The organism is Thalassospira australica, assembly GCF_044790785.1.
GTDB classification, from domain to species: domain Bacteria; phylum Pseudomonadota; class Alphaproteobacteria; order Rhodospirillales; family Thalassospiraceae; genus Thalassospira; species Thalassospira australica_A.
The window spans coordinates 1,400,785-1,412,745 of the sequence record NZ_CP085258.1 but is presented as its reverse complement, the minus strand read 5'-3'; the positions used below and the strand labels follow the sequence as shown (position 1 = coordinate 1,412,745).

At 55.4% G+C, this 11,961-nt stretch carries 11 protein-coding genes; 2 read left to right on the top strand and 9 right to left on the bottom strand.

Going from position 1 to position 11,961, the window contains the following annotated elements; translation table 11 throughout:
• Nucleotides 1–10 precede the first annotated feature (10 nt).
• From LG297_RS06780 to LG297_RS06760, 5 genes are all read right to left on the bottom strand, one after another.
• A complete protein-coding gene (locus LG297_RS06780; RefSeq protein ID WP_404426163.1) occupies nt 11–973 on the bottom strand; it encodes an alpha/beta hydrolase family protein in 963 nt (320 codons plus the stop codon).
• Between the two features lie 74 nt (nt 974–1,047).
• Entirely contained in the window at nt 1,048–1,548 is a 501-nt protein-coding gene (locus tag LG297_RS06775; protein WP_404426162.1) for a hypothetical protein, read from the bottom strand.
• Nucleotides 1,549–1,685: 137 nt separating this feature from the next.
• Nucleotides 1,686–2,582, bottom strand: a complete 897-nt coding sequence (locus tag LG297_RS06770) for a polyprenyl synthetase family protein (RefSeq protein WP_404426161.1) — start codon at nt 2,580–2,582, stop codon at nt 1,686–1,688.
• Nucleotides 2,583–2,596: 14 nt separating this feature from the next.
• Nucleotides 2,597–2,860, bottom strand: a complete 264-nt coding sequence (locus tag LG297_RS06765) for an exodeoxyribonuclease VII small subunit (protein WP_037988743.1) — start codon at nt 2,858–2,860, stop codon at nt 2,597–2,599.
• A 105-nt stretch (nt 2,861–2,965) separates the two neighbouring features.
• On the bottom strand, nt 2,966–3,895 hold the full coding sequence (locus LG297_RS06760) for a histone deacetylase family protein (protein WP_404426160.1): 930 nt from the start codon (nt 3,893–3,895) through the stop codon (nt 2,966–2,968).
• Nucleotides 3,896–4,361: 466 nt separating this feature from the next.
• Here LG297_RS06760 and LG297_RS06755 point away from each other — a divergent pair, with 466 nt between their 5' ends.
• Entirely contained in the window at nt 4,362–4,679 is a 318-nt protein-coding gene (locus tag LG297_RS06755; protein WP_404426159.1) for an ArsR/SmtB family transcription factor, read from the top strand.
• Between the two features lie 102 nt (nt 4,680–4,781).
• On the opposite strand, the gene LG297_RS06750 is transcribed toward LG297_RS06755, so the two are convergent.
• From LG297_RS06750 to LG297_RS06735, 4 genes are all read right to left on the bottom strand, one after another.
• Nucleotides 4,782–5,684, bottom strand: a complete 903-nt coding sequence (locus LG297_RS06750; RefSeq protein ID WP_404426158.1) for an EipB family protein — start codon at nt 5,682–5,684, stop codon at nt 4,782–4,784.
• 2 nt (nt 5,685–5,686) lie between these two features.
• Nucleotides 5,687–6,622: an SPOR domain-containing protein gene (locus LG297_RS06745; RefSeq protein WP_404426157.1), complete on the bottom strand. Its 936-nt coding sequence runs from the start codon at nt 6,620–6,622 to the stop codon at nt 5,687–5,689.
• A 402-nt stretch (nt 6,623–7,024) separates the two neighbouring features.
• Entirely contained in the window at nt 7,025–8,812 is a 1,788-nt protein-coding gene (gene aspS, locus LG297_RS06740) for an aspartate--tRNA ligase (protein ID WP_404426156.1), read from the bottom strand.
• Between the two features lie 246 nt (nt 8,813–9,058).
• Complete coding sequence (locus tag LG297_RS06735; RefSeq protein WP_404426155.1) at nt 9,059–9,595, bottom strand: SixA phosphatase family protein; 537 nt, start codon at nt 9,593–9,595, stop codon at nt 9,059–9,061.
• A gap of 193 nt (nt 9,596–9,788) precedes the next feature.
• Here LG297_RS06735 and LG297_RS06730 point away from each other — a divergent pair, with 193 nt between their 5' ends.
• Nucleotides 9,789–11,936 (top strand): RNA degradosome polyphosphate kinase, encoded by a 2,148-nt coding sequence (locus tag LG297_RS06730; RefSeq protein ID WP_404426154.1) that lies wholly within the window; start codon nt 9,789–9,791, stop codon nt 11,934–11,936.
• Nucleotides 11,937–11,961: the final 25 nt, after the last annotated feature.

Below are 11,961 nucleotides of genomic sequence, written 5' to 3'. Positions count from 1 at the left end.
TTCGCTGTAATTAGCGACCCTGAAAATCACCTGATTTGATGTCACCGAGGAACTTCAGCACCACCTGTTCAACAGTGCGGTGAATATCAACCCGTTCCCGCCCGAAATCCCGGCATAAATAACCAAAGTTTTCAGCAATATAAGGCGTGCAGGGTGGCAGAAATGAATAATGTCCGGCCCCCTTGACCTTCACGAATTTTGCCCGCCCGCGCAAAAGGGTGCGGAAATGGCTGGCATTGGCGGTTTCGGGCAGGATTTCATCGGTTTCGGCCTCGATAAACAGCATCGGCACCGTGACATCGGCAAAGCCCGCCCCGGTCGCGGCAACGCCAAAGGCCGGGGTTACGGCAATCACGCCCGCAATCCGATCATCGCGTGCGGAAACAACCGGGCCGCCATACCGATCATGCAACTCATCAATCAGGTCATCACCCGGTACATGCTGGCAAATCACGCGGTCCTGATCGGCATTAAGCGCGCAATAGCTTTGCCAGGCGGCGGCATCAAACCGCCAGCCCGCCATTTTAAGCACCGTCGCCCCGCCCGCCGAATGGCCGAGCGCGTAAATACGATCCGTATCAATGTGAGCAGCAATGCCGTCATGATCCAGCAACAGATCAAGAGCCAAGCGCATTTCGCGCGGACGGCGTTCGATGATCGTCAATTGCCGTGCATCGGACGGATCAAGGTAATTATCGCCATGATGCTGCGGGGCGGCGACGATATAGCCACGCCGCGCAAGATATTCCGCCAGCCAGAACTGATTGAAGCGATGCCCTTCGGAGCCGTGCGAAAACATCACCAGCGGATAGGGTCCGCCATCGGCGAAATCCGCATCGCGGGCCGCTGTCGAGGTCACGCCCATATGGCGCACAGGGCGTTCATCGGCGTGCGACGGATACCAGATCGCCAGCGGAAACGGGTCCTTGTCAAACAGCCGGTCGCGAAAACCGGCAGTATAAATGTTGGACAACTGCATAAAATCCCGTCTGCGCAACAATCTGCGTCAGTGAACGCTAAATAGAATCTCTCTCAATCAAACTATGCTTAACTTTTGACGATTGATGTAAGGTCAAACCCGAAAGCTTGCAGAATTACGACTACACCGGCAACCAAGCTGACTAACATCGGAATTATATAGAAAAAACCTGAAACGAACTTTCCAATACCAGACCCTTGAGCTCTATCACTGTCAAATCCAGCTTTCCCGATAAGCCAAAAGGGAATTTTGGATATCCATTCAAACAACTCGTTTATGTAAAAAAATGGATTTAGCGTACAAGCCCATAAGGCATGCGAACTATTTTCTTCATATATCCCAATAGCTCTATCGATATTATCGAAAACGTTTTCACGATGAATTTTATATTGGTGCAAATTGAACAGATCGTCAAAGAACGATACTTGAGCCTGTCTACCCGCCCCAGCCCAAATAACCCCGGTGGCGCAACCTGCGGCTTGGGTAATTTGTTGTACTAATCGCAGTTTGCGGTTGATTTCTGTTCGAGCAGCTTTAGCGTCTGGCCCCTCAACCATACCATCTACCATATAATCAGATTTCGCATCATCGAAGTATCGGACCAACAATAGCCGGTAATTTTTCAACTCGCAGATTCGCCGCTTGTTAACCCAAATGGGGATCCTCTTAAAATTGCGCAAAGTGTCGCCCTCAAAGTAGCAATTTTCTAACGCCCACGTTCGATCACGAAACGCGCCATCTCGCGCAGCGGTTCGGCTTCGCCGTCAAAGCAGTTCAGGTGGTTGATCGCCTGATCACAGAGCATTCTGGCCTGCTCGCGGGCCTGCTCAAGGCCCAGAAGCTTCACATAGGTCGATTTATCCTGATCGATATCCTTGCCTGCCGTTTTGCCCAGTTCCGCGCTGCTGGATTCCACATCCAGAAGGTCGTCCTTGATCTGGAAAGCCAGCCCCATGTCATGGGCATAGGATCGCAAGGCCATGCGCATGCTTTTGGGGGCCTTGCCCAGAATTGCCCCGGCTTCGCAGGCAAAGGCAAACATCCGGCCGGTTTTCAGCAGATGCAGATGGGTGACCTGCGCCTGATCAAGGCTTTGCCCCTCGCCCGCGAGATCGATCATCTGACCGCCAACCATGCCGTACGGCCCGGCCGCGCGGGCAAGGGCGCGGACAAGATCGGTACAGACACGCGGATCGGGATGGGTGCTTTCATCGGCGAGCACTTCGAAGGCCTGCGTCAGCAGCGCGTCACCGGCCAGAATGGCGGTCGCCTCGTCAAACTGTTTGTGGCAGCTTGGCTTGCCACGGCGAAGGTCATCATCATCCATGGCCGGCAGATCATCATGGATCAGCGAATAGCTATGCACCATTTCAACCGCAGCGGCGACTCGCAACGCGCATTGGCGCGATACCCGGAACAATCCGGCGGAGCTTAGCACCAGAAATGGACGCAGGCGTTTGCCCTCGCCCAGTGTCGAATAACGCATCGCCTGAAACAGGCGTTGCTCGATCTGGCCATTGGGGCGCGGCAGAATGCCATCAAGCGTTTCGCCAAGGTCAGCAGAAGCAGTACTCAGCTCAGCAAGCAGGTCGTAACTCACCATATTCTCCGCGAGAATTATTCGATTTCGGTCGGGGTTGCGTTCGGACGGCCATCCGCACCCAGCGTGATTTTCTCGATGCGTTCCTCGGCCGCGCGCAGCTTGTCGGCACAATGACGTTTCAGCGCCGCACCGCGTTCATAGGATGCAATGGCATCATCAAGCCCCACCTGCCCCTGTTCGAGCTGCCGCACGAGGCTTTCAAGCTGGCCGAGGGCCTCTTCAAAGCTGAGTTTGGCGATATCGTCGGGGATTGCGGTAGAGGGGGTTGGCTTGGACATATCTGCTCCATTGATTTGATTGGCGCGGAGTTTACGCCGACCATCCCGGCAGGGCAACCGGCCAGAACGGAAATCACAGCGGAAACGGATGCGAAAACGGGTGGTTTATGCCGTCATCAGGGTTCTGACATGCGCCGCAACGCAACTTGCCAGCGACGGCAGGTCATAGCCGCCTTCAAGGACCGAGACGACGCGATTGTCGCAGACATCGCCCGCAAGGGCGAGGAGCTGTTGCGTCATCCAGACAAAGTCGCTTTCGACAAAGGCAAGGCCTGCCAGCGGGTCGTTGCGGTGCGCATCGAAACCGGCCGAAATGATCAGCAATTCCGGTTTGAAGGCCGCAATGCCGGGTAAAACCGACTGTTCGAAGGCCTGTTTGATTTCAGCCGTCCCGGCCCCGGCGGCCAGGCCGATATTGAGGATGTTGTTGGCACATCCGCGTTCATCGGGGGCACCGGTGCCGGGATAAAGCGGCCATTGATGGATTGAGCAATAAAACAGGTCGGGATCGTTATAGAAAAGATCCTGTGTGCCATTGCCATGATGAACATCAAAATCCATCACCGCGACACGTTTGATGCCGTATTTGTCGCGGGCATGGCGCGCGCCAACCGCGACATTGTTAAACAGGCAGAACCCCATCGCCCGGTCATATTCCGCATGATGGCCCGGCGGGCGCACGCCGACAAAGGCATTGCGTTCATGGCCGGCCATGACGGCATCAACCGCAACGCAAACACCGCCTGCCGCACGCAAAACCGCCTCGCCCGAGGCCGGGGAGACATAGGTATCGCCATCAAGGGCTTCATATCCGCTTTGCGGGATCATGGCCATCACCCGGTCGACATAGGAAGGATCATGGACCTTTTTGATCAGGTCAAGATCGGCCTTTGGCGCCTCTTCGCGATGCAGGAACATGAATTCCTCGGCTTCCAGCACCCGCTGGATCACGCGAAGGCGATCAGGCTGTTCCGGATGGCCCGGCCCCGTATCATGGTCGATGCAACTGTGATGAGTGACAAATAATGTCGCCATGTTTTCCGGAAACCTTCCTGAATAGATGCACGTCAGATATATCGAATCTTTACAGGCTGACTGGCCTTATTGACCACTGTCCTGATTATTATTATTTCATCGTAGCAGCCAAAGTTATCGGTTGCCTTGTTCCAGATCATCATAAATCAGTCAAAGACTGCAAGTTCTCAAATTGAATGACTGGTCCAAAATGACCACACGAACTGTCTATTGTATATTCGATGACTCAGAACGAAATATCGCCATAATCTATGTTCACAAGACAAAGAGTGTCTTGACAGTTTTATGTTATACTTGAGAATAGGAATCTTCCCATTCTTGGATTTCATTAATGGGCTTGAGGCACAAAGACCTCGTTGGTTGGAAAAAATCGGGGATATCCCATCGGAGATTATCACCACGAATGTGATACACCCGATGCCCCAGTTGGGACAAAGCCGAATACGGCCAGGCTAAAGGGAGCCAAATGGAACTTAACCATCTCGAGAAAAAGGCCGAGCAAGCGAGTGCGCTTCTGAAGGCCATGAGCAATCAGAGCAGACTGATGATTCTTTGCCAGCTTATCGAAGGCGAAAAATCGGTCGGTGAACTTGAACGTATTGTCGGGCTGAGCCAGTCTGCCCTGTCGCAGCATCTTGCAAGGTTGCGGCGTGACAAGCTGGTCAAAACCCGGCGCGAAGCACAGACGATCTTTTATTCGCTGCAAGGCGAAGAAGCCGTCACCGTTATCAAGACACTTTACAATCTGTATTGCCGCGACGACAGCAGCGCCGTCGCCGCCTAAGACTTTATGGAACTTCCCCCACAAAAAAGCCTGTCGGAAATCCGGCAGGCTTTTTTGCGTTATGGCGTTTCGGTATCTGTTCGGGTCTTAATCGCATTCTTCTTAATCGCATTCGGGGGCAGGCAGCCGGGTGACTTTCTGCAAATCGCCGCGCACACGGAAGGTGCCGTAATTCATGCGCAATTCGTGAGCCACGCCATTTTCACCGAAATCAACCGCGATTTCGGTCGACGGACCGTTTTCGGCAGCGCCAATCGGGTAATAGGCCAGATTAAGGCTGTGATACGGGCTATCGGCAATACCGTCGGCATCTTCGGCGTCGTTGACGGCCTGTTTCGCCCCTGAAATTACTGCGGCAATCCGGTTGGTAGGCGTATCGCCGCTACCGTCAAACACAAGGTCATTGGCAAATTTGTCGCCCTGAAGCGCACGCTTAAGCAGGGTTACGGAATGCTGGGTCGGGAACATGGTATCGGCCGGCAGTTCCTCGGTCACCTCGACCGGGACTTCATAGGTCACCAGAACCCTGTCCTTGTCGCGGACTGCATCACCGACAACCTCGTCCACCTGCACGCCGTCGAGATAATCGCGCATGCGGAACCGGTATTGCGATCCGTCAAAGTTTTCCCATTGGGTCATCGAATAGGCCGAATTGACCGAGCCGCCTTCGGCACTTTGCAGAACCATCAGGTGCTGCATTTCGGTGATCCAGCCATCGCAGACCTTTTCAAACCGATAGCCAAGCGCGCCCCGCACCCCGACAACGGAACTGCCGACATCGGATGACACCATCGAAAACCGGTATTCCGCCATATGGGGCACCAGTTCGGCCTGCCCGTCGGATGCATTCCGGATATTCGCGGAATCAAACCCGGTTGATCCGGCCTGACCACTGGCAAGGAATTGCCCCGCCTGCGCGGAACATCCCGCCAGAGCAACACAAAAGATCAGCGCTCCGAACACGGAACGCTGTCGATTTTCAGGACAAACCGTAATAACTGGCAAATCTACTCTCCGGCGGCGTCGATCCCGACAATCCAGGGATCTTTCACACCCTTTTTGGCAGCAAGATGGCGTAAATCTTTTGCATGCTCATGCGAAAGCGGACCAACAGCGATACGAAGATATTCGCGGCCCTTGACCGTCGCACCGATCAGGTGCGGCTGATATTCACGATAAAGCGACAGGGCATTTTGCGCACGCAATTGATCGGCAAAGCTTGCCAATATTACATAATCCCCCGGAAGCGGGTCTGCAACAAGCTTGTCCTGCTGCGGGTCCGCCGGGACCACAATGCCGGTGTCATCGGTCATGACATCCGTCTCGGTCAGGGCGGCTGTGCGGGTTTCAACAACCGGCTGAACGGGTTTGGCGGGGGTGACATATCCGGCCACCGCGGCATCGGCCTCGCCCTGCGGGTCAAGCGGGCCTTCATTGCGAAGCGCTGCCCGGTCATAGTCGGGTGTAAACTGTTCCCGGGCGCTGGCAATCTCGACCGGCGCAGTTTCGGCTTTTTCCTGGGCCGCGTCTTCATCGGTCGCTTTTTCATCTGCCACCGGGCGCGGCGGCAGATCGGTTTTGACAATCACGGCCGATGTGCGGGCACCGGCTTTGGGTTGTGACCAGTCTTCGCCGGGCGCGTTAACGGCATAGATTGCCGGTTCGGCATTGCGGATTTGCTGTTTGATCGATGGTGCGCCCGGCTCGGCCAGGGCAACTGCATCGTCAAGCAGGACATTATCCTGACAGACATCTTCTTCGAATAACGGGCGATGCAGGGCGCAATCGCGTTCGGCAACGGCTGAGACCGCATGATCCGTGGTGCTTTTGCCCGTGGTCACATAGCTGATCAGATCGCCTGCCAGCTTGGCAACCGTGAGTTCCACCGGACCACCGCACGCCGCCAGCGCCAAGGGTGCCACCACCACAAGTATCTTTTTCAAAACGTCATCCCCCGCAGGATATAAATTGTTCCACGGTGAATGTTGATTGTGGCGGGTTAAGATTACGTAAGCATTTAGGGTCAGGACTCATTCATTTGATTGAAATGGCAGGTATTATATTTGCGAAAGCCAAGGGAAAGATCGCCGTGCGGGTTGGCATCCCGGACAAGGGGGTTGACGCCGGAGTTCGCAAATATAACACCTGTCCTTCGGATCAATCGGATTTGCACGGGCTACTTTGTCGCAAAACCTTGAAAGATATGTATCTTCCTGCGGTTCTGCTCCGCGTATCCGCACAAATCTGATTGACCATTTCAATCAAATGAACAAGTCCTGACCCTGGACAAACAAAAACGGCCCGGAAAACCCGGACCGTTTTTTTTCATCTGCAAAAGACCGCAATCAGTCTTTTTTGATTTTCGGCGGAAGCTGCACCCGCAGATGCAGTTCCTTGAGCTGACGGTCATCGACCTCGGCCGGGGCGTTCATCATCAGATCCTGCGCCTGCTGGTTCAGCGGGAAGGCGATGACTTCGCGAATGTTCGGCTCGTCAGCCAGAAGCATGACAATACGGTCCACACCCGGGGCAGAACCACCATGCGGCGGCGCGCCGAATTTGAAGGCGTTGATCATGCCGCCAAAGCGGTCATCAACGACGTCCTTGCCATAACCGGCAATCTCGAACGCCTTATACATGATGTCCGGGCGGTGGTTACGAATGGCACCCGACGACAGTTCGATACCGTTACACACGATGTCATACTGCCACGCCTTGATATCAAGCGGGTTCATGCTTTCAAGGGCCTCAAGGCCGCCCTGCGGCATCGAGAACGGGTTGTGGCTGAATTCGATCTTGCCGTCGTCGTCTTCCTCATACATCGGGAAATCAACGATCCAGCAGAATTTGAACATGCCGTCTTCGCGAAGGCCCAGTTCATCGCAAACCTTGTCACGCGATTTGCCGGCAAATTTGGCGGCTGCCAGTTCCTTGTCACAGGCAAAGAAGACCGCATCGCCATTGGCAACGCCGGTGACTTCCTTGATTTTCGCGATGCGTTCGGCATCAAGGTTCTTGGCAATCGGGCCTTTGGCTTCGCCGTTTTCATCATAAACGATGTAACCAAGACCGGCGGCACCTTCTTCGCGGGCCCAGGCGTTGAGCTTGTCAAAGAAGCTGCGCGGGCGGCCAGCGGCCCCCGGTGCCGGAATGGCGCGAACCACCGAACCCTTTTCGATGTTCGAGGCAAAAATGCCGAAATTCGATCCCCGGAAGGCTTCGGTTACGTCCGAAAGGATGATCGGGTTGCGAAGGTCGGGCTTGTCGGAGCCGTATTTCGCCATCGATTCATCAAACGGAATGCGCGGGAACGGCAGCGGCGTAACGTCACGACCACCGCCGAATTCGACGAAGATGTCATGGAGAACCGGCTCGATCGCGTCGAACACGTCGTCCTGGGTGGCAAAGGCCATCTCGAAATCGAGCTGATAGAACTCGCCCGGCGAACGGTCGGCACGGGCGTCTTCATCGCGGAAGCAGGGTGCGATCTGGAAGTAACGGTCAAAGCCCGAAACCATCAGAAGCTGTTTGAACTGCTGCGGGGCTTGGGGCAGGGCATAGAACTTGCCCGGATGCATGCGCGACGGCACCAGGAAGTCGCGCGCGCCTTCGGGCGAGCTTGCCGTCAGGATCGGGGTCTGGATTTCAAGGAAGCCCTGTGCGGTCATTTTCTGACGCATCGCCGAAATCACACGCGAGCGCAGAACGATGTTCGAATGAACGCTTTCGCGGCGCAGGTCAAGGTAACGGTGACGCAGGCGGATTTCCTCGCCATATTCGGCATCGCCAAAGACCGGCATCGGCAGAACCTCGGCCGACGACTGGACTTCGATATTGGAGGCATACACCTCGATCTCGCCGGTCGGCAGGTTCGGGTTGACGGTTTCGGCGGTCCGTTTGACGACCTTGCCATCCACCGTGATCACACTTTCGGCGCGCGACTTTTCAAGAACCGCGAAAAGCGGGCTTGAAATGTCGATCACGATCTGGGTGATGCCGTAATGGTCGCGCAAATCGACAAACAGAAGGTTGCCGTGGTCGCGCTTGCGGTGGATCCAGCCGGACAGGCGCACTTCCGCATCGGCGTCAGAGGCGCGCAACGCATTACAATTGTGTGAGCGATAAGGATGCATGGTCTTTCCAGGTTGCTTGGTATGCTTGGTTTTTCGGGCCGCAAATTTGGCGCAAAGGTGCATGGCTGCACCGCGCTGTCAAACAAAAAAGCACCGCAAACCGACCGCCCCCGGCAAATCGGGACGGTCAAATCGGGTGATCTGTCTGTTTGCGCGACGCGGCGCTTGAAATTCTGCGGTATAAAACGCTGCCAAAGGCCCGGCGTCAAGTGCCCGTCGCAACGTCCTGTATTGCGGGCGGTAATTTCAGGTCAGCGGCGCACCGATGCCTTGCAAATCCTTGACCTTCACAAACCGGATCAGACGCCCGGTTTCCGAGGCGACATCGGCCCAGTGATCGACATCGAATTCATACTGGCAAAGGCCGCAGGTCGGAAATTTACGGTTCATTTCCAGCAATGCCTCGCCATCGCCGTCCCCGAACAATTGGGCGGCGAAATCCTCCATGCCCGGATTATGGCCGATCATCATCACGCAATCGGCCTCGTCATGGGTCTGGGCAAGGCAATCAAGCAACGCCTTTTCGCCCGCCATATAAAGGTCTTCGCTGTAAATTACGTCCGATGCGCTGGCAAAATCGCGCCCGAGCAGGGTCAATGTCTGTACCGCACGTTCCGCCGTTGAACACCATATCAGGTCGGGCACCAGTCCCTGATCATGCAGGTAACGTCCCATCACCGGGGCTGCCTTTGCCCCGCGACGGTTCAGTTCGCGGTCATGATCGGACCGGGATGGATCAGTCCAGCTTGACTTGGCATGCCTGAGCAGAAGCAGTGTCTTCATAAATCGGTATCCGGTGGCCTTCAGAAACGCAGACTTTTGCATGCCGGACCGGGCGCTGTGAAGCCATGATGAAAACTGACTTAAAAATTTAAGAAAATTGCACCCCGACAAGCAGTTATCCTATACTCCAATCGCAACCGGGACCTGTCGCTTTAATTCAAGGACACAAACCCACTTTCGCAGGAGGCACAGCGTGACCCACGCCGCCGTTATTCAGTCAAGCGCCATCACACTTGATTCGGACAAGCGCTTTATAAACCGCGAACTTTCGTGGCTGGCCTTTAACGGTCGCGTCCTTGAAGAGGCCCAGAACAAGCGGCATCCGTTGCTGGAACGCGTGCGGTTCCTGTCGATTTCCGCCAGCAACCTTGACGAATTTTACATGGTGCGCGTCGCCGGTCTTGTCGGGCAGTTGCGCGCGGGCATGACCAAGGTCAGCCAGGATGGCATGAGCCCGTCCGAGCAACTTCGTGCGATTACATACGACGCCAACCAGTTGATGCAGGATCAGCAGCGCATCTGGCAGCAGCTTAGCACCGAGATGGAAAAGCACGGCATTTCGGTGATTGGACCGGAAGATTTGACCCAGACGGACCGCAAATGGCTTGATGGCTATTTCATGCGCGAAATCTTCCCGACCCTGACACCGCTTGCCATTGATCCGTCCCATCCCTTCCCGTTCATACCGAACCTTGGCTTTGCCATTGTCATGCAGTTGTTTGACCCGGCGGATGGTCACAATATGCGCGGGCTGATCCCGGTGCCGCCGAAGATCGGCCGTTTCCTGCGCCTGCCGGGCCGGACGGAACGGTATCTGCCACTCGAACAGGCGATTGTCCTTTATCTCGACAAGCTGTTCCCCGGTTTCGATATGATCGAACATGGCCTGTTCCGTGTCATCCGTGACTCGGACGTTGAAATCGAAGAAGAAGCCGAAGATCTGGTGCGCGTTTTCAAGACCGCGCTGAAACGCCGTCGCCGCGGCAGCATCATCCGGCTTAAAGTCAATGCCAAGATGCCCGAAGACCTTCTGGATTTCGTGGTCGATGAACTTTCGGTAGCACCCGAGGAAGTCGTCAAGGTTGATGGCCTTCTGGGTGTTGTTGACGTCAAACAACTGATCGATTCCGATCTGCATCATGATCTGCTGTTCCCGCCTTATGGCGCGCGTTACCCGGAACGGGTGCGCGACTTTGGCGGCGATTGTTTTGCCGCGATTGGCAAAAAGGACATCGTCGTTCATCACCCGTTTGAGGATTTCGACGTCGTTGTGCAGTTCCTGTTGCAGGCCGCACGTGACCCGGATGTTGTCACGATCAAACAGACCCTTTATCGCACGTCGGAAAACAGCCCGATCGTCAAGGCCCTGATTGCGGCTGCCGAAGCCGGCAAATCGGTTACGGCGATGGTCGAGCTCAAGGCGCGCTTTGACGAGGAAGCCAACCTGCGCTGGGCGGCCGATCTTGAACGTGCCGGTTGTCAGGTGGTTTATGGCTTCCTTGACTGGAAAACGCACGCTAAGGTGTCGCTGGTGGTTCGCCGCGAAAGCCACGGGCTTCGGACCTATGTCCATTTCGGGACCGGCAACTATCACCCGATCACCGCAAAATTCTATACCGATATTTCGTTCTTCTCCTGCGATCCGGCATTGGGGCGCGATGCGGCCAGTATCTTTAATTTCATGACCGGCTATGCCACCCCGCGTTCGCTTGAGAAAATCGCCATTGCGCCGCATACATTGCGCCCGACCCTGCTTGCCCATATTGATCACGAGATCGAAAATTGTCAGGCAGGCAAACCATCGGGCATCTGGGCGAAAATGAACAGCCTGGTCGATCCGGTGGTGATCGATGCGCTTTACCGCGCCAGCCAGGCCGGGGTGCATATCGAACTGATCGTGCGCGGCATTTGCTGTTTGCGGCCGGGTGTGCCTGGCCTGTCAGAAAATATTCGCGTTAAGTCCATCGTCGGTCGGTTCCTTGAACATTCGCGCATTGTTGTCTTTGCAAACGGTGCAAAACTGCCGTCGCGCAAGGCCAAGGCGTTTATTTCGTCCGCCGACTGGATGCCGCGCAACCTGAACCGTCGTGTCGAAACGCTGGTCCCGGTGGAAAACCCCACTTGCCAACGCCAGATTGTCGAACAGATCATGATTGCAAATCTGAAAGATACGGCGCAGGCTTGGTATCTGCAGCCCGACGGGTCCTACGAGCGATGCGAAGCAGACGAAAACGCTTTTTCTTCTCATCAGTATTTCATGACCAACCCGTCACTTTCAGGCCGTGGCAGCGCACTGAGCGAGGAAGATCCCAATGTTCCCGTGCTGCAGCTTGATGACTAGACCAAATAAAGGCAGGTTCAACCAA